Here is a 21,879-nt window from a genome sequence, read left to right as displayed (position 1 = left end):
CTCTCCGGCCAGACCTTCTCTTGCGCCGTTGTCTGGTACGCGCAGCAGCACCTATCTCACCCGTCTGCCATGGCCCTGCTCGCCCTTCTCCTCGTAGGCTTTGCCTCCTCCTCCCTGGCGCCTGTTGTCGTCAGGGTGGGTCGGCGTGCCAGCGGCCTCGTGCTCGGGCTGGTGCCCCTCGGCCTGACCGTATGGCTGGCCACGTTCGTGCCCACCGCTCTCTCCAGTACGCCGTCCACCTTTCATGCGGACTGGGTACCCGAGCTGGGCCTTGCCCTCACCCTGCGCGCCGATGGGCTGGCCCTTTTCATGGCCCTGCTCATCTCCGGGTTGGGCACCCTCGTCGTCATCTACTCGGGGGACTACCTCCGGGAGCATCCCCGGCTGGGGGAGTTCCTGGGGTGGCTGCTGTTCTTCATGGCCTCCATGCTGGGCCTCGTCCTCGCGGACAATGGCCTGCTCCTCTACGTCTTCTGGGAGCTCACCACCATCAGCTCCTTCTTCCTCATCGGCTTCGAGAGCGAGAAGGAGGAGGCACGCCAGGCCGCCCTGCGCGCCCTGCTGGTGACGGTCCTCGGGGGCCAGGCGCTGCTGCTGGGGCTGTTGCTCCTGGGCGCGGGGGCTGGGACGCACACTCTCTCGGCGCTGCCCGCGGCCGGGCCTGCCCTGCGCGAGAGCCCGTACTTCCTCGCCATCCTCCTGCTGGTGCTCGGCGGTGCCTTCACCAAGTCCGCTCAGGTGCCCTTCCACTTCTGGCTCCCCGGGGCGATGGCGGCGCCTACTCCGGCCAGCGCCTACCTGCATGCGGCCACCATGGTGAAGGCCGGCGTGTACCTGCTGGCGCGCCTCTCTCCCGTGCTGGGCGGCACGCCCGTGTGGCAGGGGACGCTGGTGGCCGCGGGGCTGGTGACGATGGTGGTCGGGGCCCTGCTTTCCTTCGGCCAGACCGACCTGAAGCGGGTGTTGGCCTATGCCACGGTGAGCGTGCTGGGCACGCTGGTGCTGCTGCTGGGGCTGGGCACGGCCTGGGCGGCGTGGGCCATGGTGGTATTCCTCGTGGCGCACGCCTTCTACAAGGGGAGCCTCTTCCTGGTGGCGGGCGCGGTGGACCACGGGACGGGCACGCGCGAGCTGCCGCGGCTGGGCGGGCTGGGGCGGGCCATGCCCTTCACCGCGAGCGCCGCGGGGCTGGCGGCGCTGTCCATGGGGGGCTTTTCGCCTCTCTTTGGCTTCATCGGTAAGGAGCTCGTCTACGAGGCCTCGTGGCGCGCGCCGGGCGGCGGAGTGCTGGCGCTGGGGGTGGGGCTGGGCTTCGCGCTGCTGGTGGGCACGGCGCTGCGCGTGGGCATACGCCCCTTCCTGGGCCTTCCGCGTGAAGGTGGGCTGCAGGTGCATGAGGCCGGGCCCGCCCTCTGGGGACCCTCGTTGCTGCTGGCGGTCGGCGGGCTGGTGCTGGGCCTGGTGCCGGGCCTGGCCGAGCCGCTGCTGGTCCGCGCCGCGCGTGACATCGCCGGCTCCGAGGGGAGCATTCCCCACCTCTCGCTCTGGCACGGGTTGACGCCGGCGCTGGGGCTGAGCGTCGCCAGTCTCGTGGTGGGAGGAGGAGCCTTCGCGCTGCGCGGCCCATTGCGGCGGGCACTCGGCGCGCTGCACCTGGAGCGCTGGGGCGCAGAGCGCCTGTACCACCTGTCCATCTCCGGGCTGACGCGGCTGGCGGACGTCCAGACCCGGGTGCTGCAGAATGGCTCGCTGCACCGCTACACCTTCATCACGGTGGCCGCGCTGGTGGGGCTGCTCGCCCTGGTGCTCGTCTCCCGGGTCCGTTGGCTCGAATTCCCTCGAGAGGAGCTGCGCCTCTACGAGGCGGTGTTGCTCATCCTGCTGGTGGTCTCCGCATGCGTGGCCATCCGGATGAAGTCGGTGCTCACCGCCGTCATCGCGCTGGGCGTGGTGGGCCTGGCCGAAGCCATGGTGTACGTGTTGCTGGGCGCACCGGACCTGGCGCTGACGCAGGTGGTGGTGCAGACGCTCACCGTCATCCTCTTCGCGCTCGTCTTCTCGCGCTTTCCGGTGCGGGCCCACCGCGAGGAGCACTCGCGCCGGTGGGATGCGGCCCTGTCCCTGGCGGCCGGCGGCCTCATTACCTGGGCCCTGATGAACATCACCGCCCAGCCTCGTCACACCGAGCTGGCCGAGACGTATGCCGCCCGCAGCGCCCGGGACGCCCATGGGTTGAACATCGTCAACACCATCCTCGTGGACTTCCGGGCACTCGACACGATGGGAGAGACCACCGTGCTGGCCACCGCGGGGCTCGGCGTCTACCTCCTCTTCCGCAAGCAGCGGCAAAGGAGCCAGGCATGAACCCGGTGGTGCTACGCACGGTGGCGAGGATGATGACGCCCGTGCTGTTGCTCCTGTCCCTGGTGATGCTGGTGCGTGGGCACGACGCACCGGGTGGGGGCTTCGTGGGCGGGCTGCTGGCGGTCTCCGCCTTCATCCTCTACCTCATCGCCTGCGACGTGAAGACGGTGCAGCGGCTGGTGCGGGTCCATCCGGTGATTCTCATGGCGGTGGGGCTGCTGGTCCTCCTGGGCAGCGGCACGCTCCCCATGCTGCTGGGCCGACCCTTTCTCACCGGGCTGTGGACGTCCGTGCCGGCGCCCTGGGGCGGCCAGGTGGACCTGGGCACGCCGTTGCTCTTCGACCTGGGGGTGTACCTGGTGGTCTTCGGCACGGCGCTCTGCTTCATCCTCTCCATGGAGAAGGGCAGCGAGGAGGAAGAAGACAACCAGAGGAGGGGCATCTAGATGGAGACGGCCCTGGTGCTGTCCATCGGCGTGCTCTACTCGGCCGCCATCTACTCCCTGCTGCGCCGCAGCGCGGTGCGGTTGGCGCTGGGGCTGGTCCTGCTCGGAAGCGCCACCAACCTGACGCTGTTCGTCACCAACCGGGTGACGCGGGCCAACCCCCCGCTGCTGCCACCGAGCGGCGTGCCGCCCCTTCACCTGATGGCGGATCCATTGCCCCAGGCGTTCGTCCTCACCGCCATCGTCATCAACTTCGGCTTGCTGGCGCTGTTGCTGGTGCTGGTGCACCGCACCGATCAGGCGGTGGGCAGCGACGACATGGACGAGATGCGCACCGAAGTCCCTCCTTCTTCCTCCCACCCACCTGGCGAATGAGCGCGCTCCTCATCCTTCCCATCCTCCTGCCCCTGATCGCCGCGGCGCTGTGTCTGTTGCTGCCACGGCGGGCAGGACCACGCCGCGTCCTGGCGCTGGCCGCCACGTGCGGCCTCTCGGGTGTGTCCGCGGCCCTGTTGTGGGAGGTGTGGCACGTTGGCGCGCTGGCCCTGCGGGTGGGCAGCTGGGAGGCCCCCCTGGGCATCATCCTGGTGGCGGACCTGCTCGGTGCGCTGAACGTGCTGCTCTCGGCGGTGATGACGCTGGCGGGGGTGGTGTACTCGGCGGGCTCGCTGGAGCCGCGGCAGGAGGCCGGGGCACATTACCCGCTGGTGCTGGTGATGGTGGCCGGGGTGTGCGGCGGCTTCCTCACCGGGGACCTCTTCAACCTCTTCGTCTGGTTCGAGGTGATGCTCGTCGCCTCGTTCGTGCTGCTGGCGCTGGACGCTGGCAGGGCGCGGCTGGAGGCCTGCCTCAAGTACGTGACGCTCAGCCTGCTGGGCTCGGCGCTCTTCCTCACCGCCCTGGCCTTGCTCTACGGGCTGGCGGGGACGCTGAACCTGGCGGTCCTGGCACAGCGGTTGCCCAGGTTGGAGTACCCGGGTCTGGTGACGGTGACGGCCATGCTGCTGCTCATCGTCTTCGGGCTGAAGGCGGGTGCCTTCCCGCTCTTCTTCTGGCTGCCGGCCTCGTACCACACGCCCCCGGTGGTGGTGACGACGCTCTTCTCCGCGCTGCTCACGAAGGTGGGCGTCTACGCGCTCTTCCGAACCTTCTCCCTGCTCTACCCGGGGGACACGGACTTCACCCACCGGGTGCTGCTGGCCATGGCGCTGCTCAGCATGGTGACGGGCGTGCTGGGCGCGGTGGCCCAGTACGACTTCCGGCGGTTGCTCTCCTTTCACATCATCAGCCAGATCGGGTACCTGCTGGCCGGACTGGCGTTGTTCTCTCGGGTGGCCCTGGCGGCGGCCATCGCGTATTGGGTGCACTACGTCTTCGCGAAGTCCGCGCTCTTCTTCGTCACCGGGGTCACCTGGCGGGTGTCGGGCACCCATGATTTAGCCCGGATGGGCGGCCTGGCGCGGACCCACCCGCTGGTGGCGGCGCTCTTCCTGGTGCCCGCCCTCTCGCTGGCGGGCATCCCTCCGCTCTCGGGCTTCTTCGCGAAGATGTCGCTCATCCGTGCGGCGCTGTTGGGCGAGGCCTGGCTGGTGGCGGGCACCGCCGCGGCCGTGGGGCTGCTCACGCTGTACTCGATGATGAAGGTGTGGCGCGAGGCCTTCTGGAAACCACCGCTCCAGGAGGCGCGGGGAAGCGCGGGCCCGGCGGCGCTGCTGGGGCCCTGCGTGGCGCTGGCGCTGGTGATGGTGGCGCTGGGCGTGGGAGCGCGTCCCCTGTTCGTGCTGGCGGATGCCGCGGCGGAGCAGTTGTTGAACCCGAGCGCCTACATCCAGGCCTCGCTGGGAGGTGGAGCATGAGCGCCTTCCTGTGGAACGTCGTCCTGGCCTTCCTTTGGGCCGCCATGCTGGATGAAATCACCCCCACCAACCTGGCCATCGGCTTCGGGGTGGGGTTGCTGCTGCTGGCCTTCTCCACCACGCAGCAAGGTGCCTCCCCGTATGCCATGAAGCTGCTGTACGTGGGCCACCTGCTGGCGCTCATCTTCTGGAACGTGCTCACCGCCAACTGGCGGCTCGCCCACGAAATCCTGACCCCGGGGGTGAACAACCAGCCGGCCATCTACGCCTACGAGATGGAGGCCCGGACGGACATGGAGGTGACGCTGCTGGCGCTCATCGTCAGCTTCGCTCCGGGCTCCCTGGGGCTGGACGTCTCGCAGGACAGACGGCTGCTGTACGTGCATGTGATGTTCACCACCACGCGGGAGCAGTTCACCCGGAACCTCCGGGAGCAGGTGGAGCGCCCGCTGCTGAAGGTGCTGCGATGAGCATCTGGTTCGAGATGCTTCTGCGGGGCGTGTTGGTGACCCTGGGGCTGGCGGCGCTGCTCTCGCTCTATCGGTTGGTTCGTGGGCCGTCGCTGCCGGACCGGGTCGTGGCGATGGACCTCATCTCCCTCCAGATTGTGGGAGGCATCGCCGCGTATGCGGTGCTCATCGATGAGCCGGGCCTGCTGAACGTGGCGATGGTGCTGGCCATCATCAGCTCGCTGAGCACCATCGCCATCGCCCGCTACCTCTCCAGTGGCGTCACCGAGAACAGTGGCGAAGAGGAGGAGTCATGAGGGAACTCATCACTGCGTTCCTCCTGGTGTTCGGCACGCTGGGAATGCTGCTGGCGGGGTTGGGCATGGTGCGGCTGCCGGACCTCTTCATGCGCATGCAGGCGACGGCCAAGGCCGCGACCATCGGACTCGGCGGATTGCTGGGCGGGGCGATGGTGGCGATGTGGAGACTCAATGTCGTGGCGCTGGTGCTGCTCACCCTCATCTTCACCTTCGCCATCATCCCGGTCGCCGCTCAGCTCATCGCCCGGGCCGCGTTCCGCATGGGCGTGCCGCTGTGGGAGCGGACCCGGGAGAACGACCTGTCCCGGAAGAAGCCCTTCCGGACGCGCTACTTCATCGACTAATCCCTTTCAGGTAAGTCCGTGAAGAGTGCCTGCGGCAATTTCCCCTCGCCCCCCGGGAGAGGGAACATTCATCCTCTTTGGTCACGTTTCTGACGGGGATTGGAGCGGCGGCTTTTCGGCGCCCGCTCTCCACGTTCCTGGTGGGGCGGAACGACGAGGACATCGCAGGGTACTTCTCGCAGCACATCTCCCGCGACGGTCCCCAGCATGGCGTGTGCGACACCGGAACGGCCATGGGTTCCGAGCACCAGGAGATCGGCGCGTCTCTGGGTGACGGTCTTCGGAATGACCGTCCTGGGCGAGCCATATCGCACGTAGTGCCTCCAGCTCACCTCCTCGAGCCCGGGAACCCTCCCCGAGAGCTGTGCGAGGCTCATCATGCTCGCGATGCGATGGACGGCCTGTTTCTGGTAGTGCCGCCGGTGCTCCTTCGACTCCTCCTGCGAGAGGCTCGGGTAGATGAGCCCATGGATGGGTGGATCGTAGGCGTGCACCAGGGCGAGCGGGGGGCGCGGCGCAGGAATCATCTGGAACCCGAAGGCGAGGATCTCCTGGGCCGCCAAGTCGTCATCCAGCGCGAACAGAGGTCGCTGATAGGGGCTGCGCGCCGGAAGACGCACGACCAGCACTGGGAGCCCGGCCTGTCGGATGACACGCTCCGCCGTCGAGCCGATGAAGAGCTCGCGGAGGGCGCGTCTGCCAACCCGCCCCATCACGAGCAACTCGGCTTTCACGGACCGGGCGCGCCTGGCGATCTCGACGGTGGGGGTGCCGGTCTTCACGACGGTGGTGAGCTCGGCCGTCCTCGGGAGCTCTCGTGCCAGTCTCCTGCGGATGTCCTCGAGTGCCTTCCGCGCATCGCTCTCGGCACGCTGTCTGGCTCCTCGCGGAAGCAGTTTCGGGACGACGTGCAGCAGGGAGACCCGCGCAGTCTTGGTGAAAGGCAGCAGCGCGGCTCGTTCCACCACCCGCTCGGAGTTCGGGCTGAGGTCCACGGGGATGAGCACTGAGCGAATCATCCAGGAGTCGTACCACCCGTCAGCGCCGGGGTATGCCTTCCCCGCATGCGTTGAGTGAGGGGTTCAACACTCAGATGAGCCCGTCCCAGCCGTGGTCATGCTGGCGGAACGCGCCGCGGATGCGTTCCACGATGGCCTCGGGCAGCGGGCCCTTCTCGAGGGCGTGCACGTTGCGCTGGAGGTTCTCCATCCGCGTCGTCCCCACGATGCAGCTGGCCACGCCGGGCACGAAGGCGGCGAAGCGCAGGGCCAGCTCACTCCAGTCGAGGCCTTCGGTCTCCAGCCCCATGGCGCGCATCCGGCCCCAATACGTGGCGACATCGGGAGCCGAAGGCCGCTCGCTGTGACGCCAGGGCGCATTGCCCAGGGGGCGCTTGGCGATGACCCCAATCCCTTTCTCTCGGGCCACGGGCAGCGCCCAGTCGAGCACCTTCTGGTCGAAGAGATTCACGGACGTCTGCACGGAGCCGAAGGCCCCCGAGTGCAGCGCCCAGCCCAAGGGGGCGTTCTCCCCCGAGTACGCGGCCACGCGCACCTTGCCTTGCTGCACGGCGTGCCGAAGCGCGTCCACCACACCGGGGCGCTCCAGCACGTCCACGGGGCACGAGTGGAAGTGCACGAGGTCGAGGACATCGGTGCGCAGCCGGCGCAGGGCCAGGTCGATGCCCTGGGTAATACAGGGGGCCGTCCAGTCCTCCACGCCGGGCACGCCATATCCACACTTGGTGGAGAGCACGAAGTCCTGCCGCCGCCCTTGCAGCGCGCGGCCGATGCGCTCCTCGGACTGCCCGTAGCTGGGGGCGGTGTCGAGGAGGTTGATGCCCGCGTCCAGCACGCCCTTCAAGAGGGCCTCGGCCTCGGACTCGGACAGCTCTGGACTGCCCACCGGCCCTGCTCCAAATCCCAGCGCGGAGACCTGCAGACCGGTGTTGCCCAGAGGACGGCGAATCATCATGTGCTCCCGCTTCCACGCGCGGCCAGGTCGATGAAGCCGCGAATCCAGATGAGGTTGATGGCGTGGCAGGCTTCTAGCGGAGTTTTCGTGGTGGTCTCCAGTGCCGTGGTGTGCGGCACGCCGCAGCGCATGAAGTAATCGGTGACGCTGCCATCGTGGTACTCGATGAGTCCGTCCGGATCGGCGCGGTTGTGCTCGTCCACCTTCTCGTTGCGGATGACCTGGGCGTGCGCCGAGGCGGCCTTCATGAGGGGCCGGTAGGCGTTCTTGTCCCCGAAGGTATAGGCGTAGGTGGCGGGCTCCGGCAGGTAGTTGTCCTGGTGGATGTCGAGCGCCGCGGCGGGAGCGGGGTAGCGCGCGATATCCGAGCGCACCGCGCGCGTCTCCTTGGGCCCACCCTCGTAGAGCGCCCAGCGCAGGATGGACTCATCGCGGGTGAGCTCGCCCTTCCACACTCCGGGCGCCGTCTCGTAGCGCATGAAGTCGTTGTTGGGCTTCTCCCCGCTGCGGTTGTACCGGGTGCCGTCCACGAAGCCCGAGGGGTTGATGCACGGGTACACGCGCAGGCCCACGTCCCGTTCGCGGGCGTAGGCGGCGATGTCCGCGAAGTAGTGGCACAGCGTGAGCGGGCCGGCGGGCTCCTCACCGTGGAAGCCGGAGGTGATGACCAGCCAACGCTCGCCGGGTGTCGTGAGCCGGAAGAGTGGGTACTCGACACCACCCTCGACGACACGGGCGTATTCGTTCACCTCGGCGAATTGGGCGTAGCCGCGGATGCGGCGGCTGTACTCGTCGTAGTTCTGGGGCACGCCTCCAGGGTACTCATTGGAGGCACGCCCCGAACTGTTCTCCGGGTCGATTGTGCCCGGATGTGTGCATGGATGGATAAGCGGAGGTCGGGGGGGCGCTAGCGAGCGTTCATGTGCTCACGGACGTGGCCCGTCACCTGCTGGCGCTGCTCCGGGGTGAGGATGCGGTGGGCCTCCAGGGCGGCGTCTGCCACCTTGTGGGCGAAGGCGCGGAAGGCGTCCACGCGCGCGTCCACCATGGAGTGCACGGCCCGCGAGTCCGGGTTGGCCGATTCCCACTGGTCCAGCATCTGCGTCCGGGCCCCCTTGTTCTCCTCGAAGAGGCGCTTGCCGTCCTCGAAGAGCGAGTCCTTCAGCCCGTGGATGGCCTGCTTCTGGTCCTCGGTGGCGTTCAGTTCCTCCAGCCGGTCATCCAGCCGCCAGGAGATCATCTGCTTCACGCGCTCGGGGTCGCGAGGGCCGCCGAAGTGGCCACCGCCGAAGTGGCCACCGCGGAAGCCGGTGAGGAGGACAAAAGCGAGGACGGCGGAACCGGCGACGAGCAGCTTGTTCTTCGTGGTCATGACATATGCTCCCAGGGCCTAGGAGGCCCGCTTTCTGTTCGTGGACGCCGTCAATCGGCGACGGTGTACAGAATGCGAGAGGCCCGTTGCGGGCGCTTTGGGGTGGGGTAAAGAAGTGTGAAGCCCGCGCGGGAGGCTCCGGCCCGGCGTGGACTCCGGCCCCACACGCCTGCCCGGCCGCCCGGCGGGAGGGCTTCTGAGGGGCTTCTCAGATGCCAGGCCGTGTAGGTGGTGCCCAACCTGATGGCTCCTTCACGCACTGTGCGGGGCGTGGCACAAGGCTCCGGGGCCGATTTTCAGGCTCCAGACGCGCACCAGACGCGACGCTTGTCCAGAAACTGGCGGGCGTCTCCACGCTGAACAAATGTGGTGCTAGGCCCTCTTCTCCTGACTACTTTCCAGCCATGTCCTTTACCCACCTCCACCTGCACTCCCTGTACTCGCTCCTCGATGGGGCGATCCGGATGAAGGACCTCATCAAGACGGTGAAGGAGAAGGGGATGACGAGCGTGGCCGTGACGGATCACGGCAACATGTTCGCCACCATCGACTTCTACAAGAAGGCCAAGGACGCCGGCATCAAGCCCATCATCGGCATGGAGACGTACGTCGCCGGTCCGAAGGGGCGCAAGGACCGCACGGAGAAGGTGGGCCACCACCTCATCCTCCTGGCCAAGAACAAGGACGGGTACGACAACCTCAAGTACCTCTCGTCCATGGCGTACCGCGAGGGCTTCTACTACCACCCGCGCATCGACAAGGAGCTGCTGAAGGACCACAGCAAGGGTCTCTTCGCGCTCACCGCGTGCCTGGGTGGTGAAGTCACCGGCGCGGCCTTCCGCGGAGACATGGACCACGCCCGCAAGGCGGCGCTCGAGTACAAGAACATCTTCGAGCCCGAGCACTTCTTCCTCGAGGTGCAGTCCAACGGGATGCCCGAGCAGGAGAAGGCCAACGAGAACCTGAAGCAGCTCGGCCGCGACCTGGGCATCGGGCTGTGCGCCACCGCGGACGCGCACTACATCAAGAAGGAGGACGCGCGCGCCCACGAGCTCCTCATGTGCATCGCCAGCGGCAAGACGCTCGCGGATGGCAAGCGCATGAAGCACTCCACGGACAAGCTCTACGTCACCAGTCCCCAGGAGATGCTGGAGTACTTCAAGGACACGCCCGAGGCTGTTCACAACACCCAGCGCATCGTCGAGCAGATCAACCTGGAGCTGAAGCTGGGCAAGCCCATGCTGCCCACCTTCAAGGTGCCCGACAGCCACACGCCGGACAGCTTCATGGCGGAGCTGGCGCGCGCCAACCTCGAGGAGCGTTTCAAGGAGATCGACCTGGCGACCTTCCGCGCCGGCCAGCCGCCCGTGGACCGCGAGCCCTACAAGGCCCGCCTGGAGCTGGAGATCGGCGTCATCCAGAAGATGGGGTTCAGCGGCTACTTCCTCATCGTTCAGGACTTCATCAACTGGGCCAAGCAGCACGGGATTCCGGTGGGTCCGGGCCGTGGCTCGGGCGCTGGTTCCCTGGTGGCTTACTGCCTGCGCATCACCGACCTGGATCCGCTCCCGTACAACCTGCTCTTCGAGCGCTTCCTCAACCCCGAGCGCGTGTCGATGCCGGACTTCGATATCGACTTCTGCCAGGACCGGCGCGACGAGGTCATCAAGTACGTGGGCCGGAAGTACGGGGAGAACAACGTGGGGCAGATCATCACGTTCGGCTCGCTCAAGGCCAAGAGCGTGCTGCGCGACGTGTGCCGCGTGTTCGCGCTGCCCTTCAGCGAGGGTGACCGCATCGCCAAGCTGGTGCCCGAGGTGCTCGGCATCACGCTCAAGGAGGCCATCGAGCTGGAGCCGCGTCTCAAGGAGATGATGGAGAAGCCCACCGCCATCGGGCAGGTGGAGGGCAAGGACGTCACCACCAAGGACGTGTTGGAGATCGCCCTCGCGCTGGAAGGCCTGCACCGCCAGCCTGGCATGCACGCGGCCGGTGTCGTCATCGCCGACAAGCCGCTGTGGGAGTTCGTCCCCACCTACCAGCCTCCGGGGGAAGACACCCTCATCACCCAGTTCGCCAAGGACGAGGTGGAGGCGGCGGGCCTCGTGAAGTTCGACTTCCTCGGCCTCAAGACGCTCACCGTCATCCAGAACGCGCTCAACCTCATCAACCGCAACCCGCCGGATGGCAAGCCCATCCTGCGCGATGACATCCCACTGGTGGGGGACGCGGAGGTCTGGAAGCTGATGGCCGAGGGCGACACGGCCGGCGTCTTCCAGATGGAGTCCAGCGGCTTCACCGAAATGGTGATGAAGCTCAAGCCGTCCTGCTTCGAAGACGTGGTCGCCGCCGGCGCGCTCTACCGCCCGGGTCCGCTCGACTCGGGCATGGTGGACGTCTTCATCAACCGAAAGCACGGCCGCGAGCCGGTGACGTACCCGCACCCGGCGCTGGAGCCCGTCCTCAAGGACACCTACGGCGTCATCGTCTACCAGGAACAGGTGATGCAGATCTCCCAGGTGCTGGGAGGCTACACCCTGGGCCGCGCGGACCTGCTGCGCCGCGCGATGGGCAAGAAGAAGGCCGAGGTCATGCAGGCCGAGCGGGCCGGCTTCCTCGAGGGCTGCGCGAAGAACAACGTCGACCTGAAGGTCGCCGGAGAAATCTTCGACCTCATGGAGAAGTTCGCCGAGTACGGCTTCAACAAGAGCCACTCGGCGGCCTACGGCCTCGTCACCGTCCACACGGCGTGGCTCAAGGCGCACTACCGCGTGGAGTTCATGGCGGCCCTTCTCACCAGTGAGAAGGACAACACCGACAAGGTGGTGCTGCACATCGGCGAGGCCCGGCAGTCGGGCGTGCAGGTGCTGCCGCCGGACATCAACCAGTCGGACCTGGCCTTCGGCGCGGTGGAGGGGAAGATCCGCTTCGGCCTGGGCGCCATCAAGGGCGTGGGCGAGGGCGCCATCGAGGCCATCGTCGAGGCGCGCAAGGAGGGCTCCTTCAAGAGCCTGTTCGACTTCTGCGAGCGCGTGGACTCGCGCAAGGTGAACCGCAAGGTGCTCGAAGCGCTGGTGAAGGCCGGAGCCTTCGACTTCGAGAACCGCCCGCGGCGGCAGCTCTTCGAGAGCATCGAGCGTGCGATGAGCCGCGGCTCCAGCAGCCAGAAGGACAAGGCGGCGGGGCAGAGCTCGCTCTTCGGCATGCTGGGCGGTGGCTCCTCGGGTGGCGGTGCCGCGATGAAGGACGACTACGTCCAGGCGGAGGAGTGGCCGGAGAAGGAGCGCCTGTCGCTGGAGAAGGAAGCCATCGGCTTCTACGTGTCGGGCCACCCGCTGCACCAGTACGACAAGGAGCTCAAGCGCTACGCCCGGCCCATCACCGCGGTGGCGCGTGCGCGCAAGGACGAGAAGCTCACCATCGCCGGCATCGTGGCGGCGCTGCGCGAGCGGCCCACCAAGACGGGCAAGCGCATGGCCTGGGTGACGCTGGAGGACCTGTCCGGCTCCATCGAGCTGGTGTGCTTCCCCGGCAAGGACGGCACGCGCAACGTGATGGGCAAGGACGGCAAGTGGTCGAAGCAGGGGCCCAAGCCCGGCTTCGAGCAGTGGGAGTCGCTGCTCAAGAGCGATGACCCCATCCTCGTGACGGGCACGGTGCAGATCAACCAGCGCGACGAGGACACGCCGGTGGTCGAGCTCATCGTTGACGACATCCAGAGCCTCAAGGCCGTGCGCGAGAAGCGCACCAAGCGGCTGGAGTTCCGGCTGCCGGTGGACCTCGCCACGGACGAGCGGATGGAGAAGCTGGCGAAGATCGTCAAACAGTACGAGGGCGCCACGCCGGTGGCCGTGAGCCTGCTCTTCACCAACGAGGCCGAGGCGCTCATCGGCAGCACCTCGCTCAAGGTGCAGGTAAGTGACGAGCTCATCCAGTCCGTGGAGCGGCTCTTCGGCATGAAGGTGGTCGAGTTCGGCTGAGCGCGGGCGTGGACGCTGCCCGCCCGTTCTGCTCAAGTGGCCCTTCCTCGCGAGGGAGGGTCTGAATGACGGCGACATACCAGTCTCTTCGCATTGAGCAGGCGGACGGCATTGCCGAAGTGGTGCTCACGGGTCCCGGCAAGGGCAATGCGCTCGGGCCGGCCTTCTGGCTCGACATGCCCGAGGCGCTTCGGGTGCTCGACGCCGATGAGTCGGTGCGCGTCATCATCCTGCGCGGTGACGGCGCTCACTTCACCTACGGCCTGGATTTGATGGCGATGTCGGAGTCGCTCGGGCCGCTCATCCTGGGCGAGGGCAACCTCGCGCTCGAGCGCACCCGGTTGCTCCAGCTCATCGAGAAGATGCAGAGCGCCACCGAGGGGCTCGCCCGCTGCCGCAAGCCGGTGCTGGCGGCGGTGCATGGCTGGTGCATCGGTGGTGGCATGGATCTCATCGCCGCGTGCGACTTCCGCTTCTGCTCGCGGGAGGCGAAGTTCTCCCTTCGTGAGGTGCGCGTGGGCATCACCGCGGACCTCGGCGCCCTGCAGCGGCTGCCGCGCATCATCGGCGAGGGGAACACCCGCGAGCTCGCCTATACGGGCGGGGACGTGGACGCGGAGCGCGCCCTCCAGATGGGGCTGGTGAACCGGGTCTTCGCCACCCCCGAGGAGCTGCTGGCCGAGGCGCGCGCCACCGCGCGGAAGATCGCCGAGAACCCGCCGCTCGTGGTCCAGGGGGCCAAGCAGGTGATGGAGTATTGCGCGGACAAGTCCGTGGCGGACGGCCTGCGCTACGTGGCGGTGTGGAACTCCGCCTTCCTTCAGTCGCAAGACCTCGCCGAGGCCTTCGCCGCGTTCGCCGAGCGGCGGCCTCCGCGCTTCCAGGGGAGATGAATCACATGTCGGACGTGTTCAAGTCGGGGCTGCTCCAGGGCAAGGTGGCGTTCATCACCGGTGGCAGCAGTGGCATCAACCTCGGTATCGCCGAGGCGTTCGTGAAGGCGGGCGCCAAGGTGGTCATCAACGGCCGCAACGTGGAGAAGCTGGAGGGGGCCGTGAAGGGGCTCCAGCAGCACGGCACCGCCATGGGCCTGCCCGCGGACGTGCGCAGCTACGAGTCCGTGGAGAAGGCCATGAAGGCGGCCCGCGATGCGTACGGGGAGCTCGACATCCTCGTGTGTGGCGCGGCCGGCAACTTCCCCGCCCCCGCGCTGGGCATGTCCTCCAACGGCTTCAAGTCCGTGCTGGAGATCGACGTGCTCGGCACCTTCAACGCCTGCCGCGCCGCCTTCGAGCACATGCGCAAGCCGGGCGCCTGCGTGCTCAACATCTCCGCGCCCCAGGCCTACCTGCCCATGGCCATGCAGGCCCATGTCTGTGCCGCCAAGGCCGGCGTGGACATGATCACCCGCACCCTCGCCATCGAGTGGGGTGGGGTGGGCGTGCGCGTCAACTCCATCACCCCCGGTCCCATCGAGGACACCGAGGGCATGAACCGGCTCGCTCCCAGCGACGACACTCGCAAGAAGCTCACCCAGGCCCTGCCCCTGCAGCGCTTCGGCACCAAGCAGGACATCGCGCAACTCGCGCTTTTCCTGGCGTCCGATGCGGCCTCATACATCACCGGCTCCATCATGGTGTGCGACGGAGGCCAGTCGCTGCTCGGCTCCGGTCTCATGCTCCAGGCCATGGGCATGTGAGCCCGCCGCGGCCAGAGGAAGCAGACGGCTTGATCTGCCCGCATTGAGTTTTTCCAGGTAGGGAGTGTCTGGTACAAAGCAATTCACGCCCGTTTGGTCTGCGGCGGGCGGAGTGCCCCCCTCTTTGCCTGGAGCTGTTCATGACGCATTCCCTCCCACCTTCGCGCGGCTGGTCGCGTGGAGCGTGTTGTTGTTCGGTCTGTCGATGGGATGTGGGGGAGGGTGTGGAGGAGATCCCATCGTCAACCCGCCGCCGCGGGAGATGCCGGACGCGGACCGCTCGACGGTGGCGGTGAGCAGGACGCAGGGAGTCCGCGCCAATGGCGAGGACTCTGTCGACATCCAGGTGACGGTGCTCAAGTCGGACGGGACGCCGTTGTCGGGCCGGACGGTCCAGGTGTCGGTGTCCGGCGAGGGCAACACGGTGGCGCAGCCCGCGGGTCCCACCGATGCGCAGGGCCTGGCGGTTGCGAAGCTGGTCTCCACCGCGGTGGGCGTGAAGACGGTGACGGCGTCGGTGGAGGCCGAGGGCGGCGCGGTGACGCTGTCGTCACGGCCCACCGTTGAGTTCATCCGCCTGCCCGCCTCGAAGCTGGTCTTCACCGCGGCGCCTTCCTCTGGGACGGCGGGCGTGGGGCTGGGGGCCTTCGAAGTCTCCATCCAGAACGCCGATGGGGACACCATCAGTGACGCGACGGACACCGTGACGGTGGCGATCGGCTCCGGTCCGGGGACGGCCACCCTGAATGGGACGTTGTCGGTGGCGGCGGTGAATGGCGTGGCGCGTTTCGACGGCTTGGTGATCGAGAAGGCCGCGCAGGGCTACACCCTGTTGGCGAGCGCCGGGAGCCTCACGGGCGCGACGAGCTCCACCTTCGACGTGGTATCTGCCGCGCCTGCCCAGTTGGTGCTGAGCCACTCGGGGCTGCCCGTGACGGCGGGCTTCGCGGAGAGCGTCGAGGTCGTCGTGCGCGATGCCTTCGGCAACGATGCGGCCGGCTACACCGGCACCGTGCACTTCTCCTCAGATGAGGGCTCGACCACGCTGCCGGCGGACTACACGTTCACCGCGGTGGACCAGGGCCGCCATGTCTTCACTGGCGGCATCACGGCGACGCGCGCGGGAACTCGGCGGCTGACGGTGACGGACCTGGCGCAGGCTGCCTTCACTTCGTCGCTGGAGCTCAACGTGGTGCCGGGGCCTGTGAGCAAGCTCGTCTTCGCCGAGACGCTGGCCAACCGCTCGGTTCGTGCATCCTTCGACGTGCAGGTGGTGCTGACGGATGCGTTTGGCAACCGGGTGCCGGCCGGCGATCCCTCCGTGACGCTCTCGGCCAACAAGGCGGTGACGGGCCTGGGTCCCGTTGCGCCAGTGGATGGTGTGGCCACCTTCACGGGCCTCTCCAGCACCGAGGAGGGCACGGGTTACATCCTGACGGCCTCGGCTGGGAGCCTGGCCCCCGCGCCCAGCAATCCCTTCAACATCATCGACGATGTGCCGCCCTCCAGGCCGGTGCTCGCCCAGACGGCCAACACCAACTCGTCCGTCACCGTCTCCTGGGAGCCGGTGGGTGATGACGGGATGTTCGGCACGCCTTCCAGCTACGAGCTCCGCTACTCCTTGTCGGACATCGTCTCGGACCTGGACTTCCAGAACGCCACTCCGGTTTCGGTGGCGGCCCCCACGTCGTCCGAGACCACCCGGGTGGTGACGATCCCGGGCCTCCTCTCCAACACCACCTACTACGTGGCCCTGAAGGCGACGGACAACCAGGGCAACGCGGCGCGCTCGACCACGCTCGCGGCCTCCACGAGGAACCTGACGGCCACCCAGCTCGCCTTCGTCGCTCAGCCGGCGAACGGGAAGGCCGGCGTGGCGCTGGCCCCCATCACCGTGGAGATCCGGGATGCCGCCGGACTGCGCGTCGACAACGCGGCCCTGGCGGTGACGCTGACGGTGCAGGGCACCACGGGCTTCGGTCCCTTCACCGTGACGTCGGACAAGGGCGTGGCCACCTTCAGCAACGTGCGCATCGACACGGCGGGCCAGGGCTACACCCTGCGCGCCACCGCGATCTCGCTCACCCACGCGGATAGCCAGCCCTTCGACATCGCTCACGCCGACGCCGCGCGCCTGGAGCTGGCGGGGCTGGGTTCAACGGTGCTCGCTGGCGCCGACAACACCGTGACGGTGTCGGTGCGCGACGCCTTCGGCAACCTCGCCGAGAGCTATGCCGGCACGGTGTCGTTCTCCTCCACCGATACCGCCGCCAGCACGCCGTCGCCCTACACCTTCGTCACCACCGACAAGGGCCAGCACACCTTCGGCCAGGTGGTGCTGCGGACCTCGGGCCCGCAGTCCCTCACGGTGTCCGCCTCGGGCCTGGTGGACGCCAGGCAGGACACGACGGTGGGCCATGCGAACCCGAGCACGCTGCTGCTGACCGGGCTGCCGGCCGAGCTGCGCGCGGGTGATTCGCCCCAGGTCTCGGTCGAGGTGCGGGACGGCTTCGGCAACCGGGCCACGGGCTACACCGGCACGGTGGTCTTCAGCTCCACCGACAGCAGGGCCACGCTGCCGAGCGAGTACACCTTCGTCGCGGCGGACCTGGGCTTCAAGCAGTTCCCCGTGACGCTGGTGACCGCGGGCGCTCGGTCCGTCACGGTGGAGGACAAGGCGACTCCGGCGACGCTCAACGCGAAGGCCGATACCACGGTGAAGTGGGCCCCGGCGGCGAGCCTCGTGCTGGAGGCTCCGAGCTCCGTGGTGGCTGGTAACCCGCTGAGCATGAAGGTCACCGCGACCGATGCCCATGGCAACACGGTGGAGGACTACGCCCAGACCGTGACCTTCTCCGCGGATACCGACAGGGTCACCCTGCCGGCGGCCTATCCCTTCACCCTCGCGGACCTGGGCAGCCGCCGGTTCGACTTCACGCTGGAGAAGGCCGTTCCCACCCAGCTCACCGTGACGGATGGGGCGGGCCTGAGTGCCACCCATTCCGTGTCGGTCTCCGCCTCCTCCGCCGCTTCGCTCGAGCTGGTGGCTCCCTCCGTGCCCGTGCAGGCGGGTGTCTCCTTCAACGTCGACGTGACCCTGAAGGACGCCTACGGGAACGCGGCCACCGGCTACGCGGGCACCGTCGGCTTCACCTCGAGCGACGCGCAGCTGGTTCCCCCCGCGGACGGCGTCTTCACCGGCGGAGAGGCGGGTCACAGGACCTTCGCCGTCACGCTGAAGACCGCGGGGGCGCAGTCGTTGACCGTGAGCGATGTCGCCAGTCCCTTCCTGACGGCGACGGCTTCCTCCCTCCAGGTCGAGTCCGGCCCGGCCCGGAAGCTCGCGTTCCGCGACCCGCCCACGAACGGCAAGGTCCGCGCGGCGCTGGCGCCGGTGACCGTGGTCATCACCGATGAGTTCGGCAACACCGTCGACACGAACACGCCTGACATCACGCTGGCCCTGGCCGGCGGCAATACCTCGGCCGTGCTCAGCGGGGGCTCGCCGGCCGTGACGCCCGCGAATGGCCTCGCGACCTTCGCCACCCTCACCGTGGACCAGCAGGGCACGGGCTTCCGGCTCGACGCCACGGGCGGGGTGTTGACCGGTGCCAGCAGCACCACGTTCGACATCGTGGACGACGTCGCGCCGGGAGCCGTGTCGCTCAACCTGGTGGACAAGACGAGCGTCCAGGTGGAACTGCACTGGTTGGCAGTGGGTGATGACGGGATGGCCGGCATCGCCTCCAGCTACGAGCTGCTCTACGCGACGAGCCCCGTCGCCACCGCGCCGCCCGGCACCGTCACGTCCGTGGCCCTGGGCCAGCCCCAGGCTCCGACGCTCGATGAGTCGGTCCTCATCACCGGGCTGAGCCCCGGCACCACGTACTACTTCCAGTTGAAGGTGACGGACGACGCCGGCAACACGGCCATCGCCACCCTGAGCACGGCGACGACCGCGGACCCGTGCGCCGGCTACGTCTGCCCGGTGCCCGCGCCCACCTGCTCCCCGGATGGTGTCTCGTATGTCACCTACACGGTGACCTGCGTCGACGTGGCGGCCACCCCCACCTGCCAGCAGTCGGAGACGCCCACCGCCTGCCCGGGTGCCAATGCCGTCTGCTTCAACGCGGCGTGCGGCACGGCGGCCAGTCCGGAGGCCAACCAGCTCAGCCTCTCCGAGCTGATGCACTCGCCCTCGTCCGGCGTCACCGAGTACATCGAGCTGACCAACAACACGGGCAACCTGCTCAACCTCAACGGCCTCACGGTCCTCTACAGGAACAGCGCGAGCCTCACGTCCTCGTTCGTCGTGGGCTCCGGGAGCAGCGTGCCGCAGGTGGTGGGCCCCAACGGCACCTTCGTGCTGGCGCAGAACAAGGACACCGCCTCCAACGGTGGCGTCTCCGCCAACTACGAGTACGGCAGCGGCTTCGACCTGGAGGGCTCGGGGCATTTCGTCCTCCAGACCCAGTCCGGCGTCACGGTGGAGGACTTCCAGTACACGCCGTCCTTCCCGCAGACGCTGGGCAGGTCGATGAACCTCTCGGCGCTCGTGGTGGGGACCAAGGCCTCCGCGCAGCAGTGGTACTGGTGTGACTCGGAGTCGCCCATCCAGGCGGGTGGCGACCTCGGGACGCCCAACGCCCGCAACTCCACCTGCGGCATTCCGGAGACCCCGGCCGTGGAGTGGTGCAACCTCCAGTACCCCAAGACGTTCCCGTCCGGTGATGGCAACTACCCGGCCACTGTCGCTCCGGGCTCCTCGTGGGACATCTTCAGCCACTCCTACTCGCCGGGCGTGACCAACAAGAACACGGTGGGCAACGACTACTACCCGCACGTGTTCTCCGAGCTGGGTTACGGCACGGACCCCGCCGACCCGGCGGGCTGGACGTGGACGCCGGCCTCGCCCAACGGGGGCTACTCCAGCGCCTCCAGCAACGACGACGAGGCGATGGGCATGCTGAGCATCGCCACCTCGGGCACCTACCGTTACGGCTTCCGCTACCGCATGTGGAATCCGGCCACGAGCAGCTACTCCGCCTACGTGTACTGTGATCAGAACGGTGTGACCACGCCGCCGGCCGGCACCTACGGCACCGTGACGGTTGCCTCGCTCGTGCTGACGAACCACGTGGTCATCAGCGAGTTCTCGGGAGGCAATGGTACCGGTACCGGCGCCACGGATGAGTTCATCGAGCTGTACAACCCGACCGACAGTCCGGTGGATCTCAATGGGTGGACGGTGCAGTACAAGTCGGCCACCGGTACCACCTACTCGGGCTCGGTGACGATCAACTCCACCACGGCTCCTTTGGGCACCATCATCCAGCCCAAGGGGTACTTCCTGCTCGGTGGCGCCAACTACAGCGGCTCGGCCAGCGCCGATGCCCGTTACGCCTTCGACTCGTCGGCATCGACCACGGCTGGTGGTCACGTGCGCATCGGTCCCGGCCTCGTCGGGAGCAATGTCAATGACCCGAACACCGTGGACAAGATGGCGTGGGGCACCGGGAACTCGCCAGAGGGCTCGGCGGCTCCGAGCCATCCGGCGGCTGGTGGCAGCCTCGAGCGCAAGGCCTACAGCACCTCCACCTCCGCCACCATGGCGGACGGCGGTGCTGACGCCAGCCATGGCAATGGCACCGACTCGGACAACAACGCGAACGACTTCGTCACGCGTGCGGTGCGTCAGCCGCAGAGCTCCCAGAGCCCCGGCGAGTTGCCGTAACCCGCCGCTCGTCCAGCGGAGGTGAGAAGAGGCCGCTCCGGGTGACCGGGGCGGCCTCTTGTTTTCTGGCGTCCGCATCCGCACGGGTTGAACTCCGTGCCGCCAGGTGATGCACCCGGGGTGAATGGTGTCCCAGTATTCCCAGGTGTTAGATGGCGGGTGCCTCCACATCCGGAGGCGTGAGGGGGGGAATCGTCTTGGAAAGCGCCTGGGTCACCTGTCCGTCCTGCCAGCTCAATCACCGCGGCCGTCCCGAGGGGACGTGTCCACGGTGTGGTGGCGCCATCGGAGTGGCTCCAGAGGGTTTCTCCCCACCGGCACCGGCTGGCGAGGCCGCGGCGCTTCCGTTGAACGCCGGTGAGTTGGCTCAGGACTCCGGCTCCGGGGAGGTGGATCCGGCGCTGCGCCTCGCGGGCGGCGTCCTCCTTCTCAATGCCGTGCTCGTCCTGGCGGAGCGGGTGCTGCTGTCCGGGCCTGTCGGGAACGGGCCGGGCGGAGCGGGCGCGGGCCTCGTCTCCGCCGTCATCGATGCCGGCCTGGGCATCTCGCTGCTGACCGGGAACGATCGCTACCGGAGCCTTGCCTCCCTGCGCGCCGCGTTGGGGCTGCTGGTCTTCACCGGGCTCCATGCGTTCCGGGGGGACATGGTGTCCGCGGCGGTGCAGCTCTTCTTCTCCGGCTCGCTCCTCATGCTGCTGGTCGGAACGCCGTCCGGGCTGCGCCGCACGCTGGCGCTGCTGGGGGTGAGTCTCTGCCTGCTGCTGGAGGGGGCGGGGCTCTACTCCCTGCGCACTGGCCGTGACCTGTTCGGCGGCGTGTTCTCCGGCGCCCAGGAGGTGAAGGGCGGCGTCATCACGGGACGGAAGTTCCCCTTCCGCATGAATGTGCCGGGTGCATCCTGGCGCATGCGCAGCGAGGAGTCCGCGGCCAAGGACAACCCGCTGGTGGATCGCTGGCTCATCCATCCCAAGACGGGGGCCAACCTGCTTCTCATTGGCGAGGAGATTCCCGCGGGCAGCCAGGTGAACCTGGACGCGTTCGGGAAGGCCGTCGTCAACAACCTCCGCAAGGGGATGAGTGTCTACGAGACGCAGCCGCCCGTCTGCGACAACTTCGGGGGCATTCCCACCTGCCTTATCCGCGGCAGCGGCAACGCGAACATGGTGGCGGTCGAGTACGAGATCCGCGTGTTCTCCACGCCGGGCGCGGCCTACCAGTTCATCGCCTTCGGCCCCACCGAGAGCTTCTTGCCGCTCCAGGACGAGCTGCGGCAGGCGGCGCAGTCCTTCGCCATCGAGTGAACCCCGGCTTCGGGGGACCTCGGGGCGAGGGGAGGGAGCC

The 21,879-nt window shown here is 68.0% G+C and carries 16 protein-coding genes; 12 read left to right on the top strand and 4 right to left on the bottom strand.

The annotated features are described in order from the left end of the window. Window positions 1–135 precede the first annotated feature (135 nt). Genes mbhE through mnhG form a run of 7 tightly spaced genes read left to right on the top strand, consistent with a single transcriptional unit; the run spans window position 136 to window position 5,779 of the window. A complete protein-coding gene (gene mbhE / locus OV287_RS42950) occupies window positions 136–2,364 on the top strand; it encodes a hydrogen gas-evolving membrane-bound hydrogenase subunit E (protein ID WP_267539837.1) in 2,229 nt (742 codons plus the stop codon). Continuing rightward, the gene (locus tag OV287_RS42945; protein ID WP_267539836.1) at window positions 2,361–2,810 is read left to right on the top strand and encodes a Na+/H+ antiporter subunit B; all 450 of its coding nucleotides are present in this window, start codon (window positions 2,361–2,363) and stop codon (window positions 2,808–2,810) included. The genes mbhE and OV287_RS42945 overlap by 4 nt, the downstream gene beginning before the upstream one ends. Then, window positions 2,811–3,185 carry an NADH-quinone oxidoreductase subunit K gene (locus OV287_RS42940; protein ID WP_267539835.1) on the top strand — a complete coding sequence of 125 codons (375 nt, stop codon included), beginning with the start codon at window positions 2,811–2,813 and terminating at the stop codon, window positions 3,183–3,185. Continuing rightward, window positions 3,182–4,666 (top strand): proton-conducting transporter transmembrane domain-containing protein, encoded by a 1,485-nt coding sequence (locus OV287_RS42935; RefSeq protein WP_267539834.1) that lies wholly within the window; start codon window positions 3,182–3,184, stop codon window positions 4,664–4,666. Before OV287_RS42940 ends, OV287_RS42935 begins: the two co-directional genes overlap by 4 nt. Further along, complete coding sequence (locus OV287_RS42930; protein ID WP_267539833.1) at window positions 4,663–5,136, top strand: Na+/H+ antiporter subunit E; 474 nt, start codon at window positions 4,663–4,665, stop codon at window positions 5,134–5,136. Before OV287_RS42935 ends, OV287_RS42930 begins: the two co-directional genes overlap by 4 nt. After that, window positions 5,133–5,432: a cation:proton antiporter gene (locus OV287_RS42925; RefSeq protein ID WP_267539832.1), complete on the top strand. Its 300-nt coding sequence runs from the start codon at window positions 5,133–5,135 to the stop codon at window positions 5,430–5,432. Before OV287_RS42930 ends, OV287_RS42925 begins: the two co-directional genes overlap by 4 nt. Continuing rightward, window positions 5,429–5,779, top strand: coding sequence for a monovalent cation/H(+) antiporter subunit G (gene mnhG, locus OV287_RS42920; protein WP_267539831.1), 351 nt, complete (start codon window positions 5,429–5,431; stop codon window positions 5,777–5,779). Before OV287_RS42925 ends, mnhG begins: the two co-directional genes overlap by 4 nt. A 68-nt stretch (window positions 5,780–5,847) precedes the next feature. Here mnhG and OV287_RS42915 read toward each other — a convergent pair whose 3' ends face one another. The 4 genes from OV287_RS42915 to OV287_RS42900 form a co-directional block, all read right to left on the bottom strand. Then, complete coding sequence (locus OV287_RS42915) at window positions 5,848–6,798, bottom strand: universal stress protein (RefSeq protein ID WP_267539830.1); 951 nt, start codon at window positions 6,796–6,798, stop codon at window positions 5,848–5,850. A 70-nt stretch (window positions 6,799–6,868) separates the two neighbouring features. Beyond that, the gene (locus OV287_RS42910; protein WP_267539829.1) at window positions 6,869–7,753 is read right to left on the bottom strand and encodes an aldo/keto reductase; all 885 of its coding nucleotides are present in this window, start codon (window positions 7,751–7,753) and stop codon (window positions 6,869–6,871) included. Then, window positions 7,750–8,562, bottom strand: coding sequence for a M14 family metallopeptidase (locus OV287_RS42905; protein ID WP_267539828.1), 813 nt, complete (start codon window positions 8,560–8,562; stop codon window positions 7,750–7,752). The genes OV287_RS42910 and OV287_RS42905 overlap by 4 nt, the downstream gene beginning before the upstream one ends. Window positions 8,563–8,660: 98 nt before the next feature. Then, complete coding sequence (locus OV287_RS42900) at window positions 8,661–9,125, bottom strand: Spy/CpxP family protein refolding chaperone (RefSeq protein ID WP_267539827.1); 465 nt, start codon at window positions 9,123–9,125, stop codon at window positions 8,661–8,663. A gap of 404 nt (window positions 9,126–9,529) precedes the next feature. Between OV287_RS42900 and dnaE the strand changes: the two genes are divergently transcribed. The 5 genes from dnaE to OV287_RS42875 all read left to right on the top strand — a co-directional run bounded on the left by dnaE (window position 9,530) and on the right by OV287_RS42875 (window position 21,839). Further along, on the top strand, window positions 9,530–13,105 hold the full coding sequence (dnaE, locus tag OV287_RS42895) for a DNA polymerase III subunit alpha (protein WP_267539826.1): 3,576 nt from the start codon (window positions 9,530–9,532) through the stop codon (window positions 13,103–13,105). A 65-nt stretch (window positions 13,106–13,170) separates the two neighbouring features. Continuing rightward, the gene (locus tag OV287_RS42890) at window positions 13,171–13,998 is read left to right on the top strand and encodes a crotonase/enoyl-CoA hydratase family protein (protein ID WP_267539825.1); all 828 of its coding nucleotides are present in this window, start codon (window positions 13,171–13,173) and stop codon (window positions 13,996–13,998) included. 5 nt (window positions 13,999–14,003) lie between these two features. Continuing rightward, window positions 14,004–14,804: an SDR family oxidoreductase gene (locus OV287_RS42885; protein WP_267539824.1), complete on the top strand. Its 801-nt coding sequence runs from the start codon at window positions 14,004–14,006 to the stop codon at window positions 14,802–14,804. 190 nt (window positions 14,805–14,994) lie between these two features. Then, window positions 14,995–20,538: a lamin tail domain-containing protein gene (locus OV287_RS42880; RefSeq protein WP_267539823.1), complete on the top strand. Its 5,544-nt coding sequence runs from the start codon at window positions 14,995–14,997 to the stop codon at window positions 20,536–20,538. 290 nt (window positions 20,539–20,828) lie between these two features. Further along, window positions 20,829–21,839: a hypothetical protein gene (locus OV287_RS42875; RefSeq protein WP_267539822.1), complete on the top strand. Its 1,011-nt coding sequence runs from the start codon at window positions 20,829–20,831 to the stop codon at window positions 21,837–21,839. Window positions 21,840–21,879 lie beyond the last annotated feature (40 nt).

The organism is Archangium lansingense (assembly GCF_026626635.1).
Taxonomy (GTDB): Bacteria; Myxococcota; Myxococcia; order Myxococcales; family Myxococcaceae; genus Archangium; species Archangium lansingense.
Note: the sequence above shows the minus strand (reverse complement) of the source record. Positions and strands in the feature narration are given on the sequence as shown.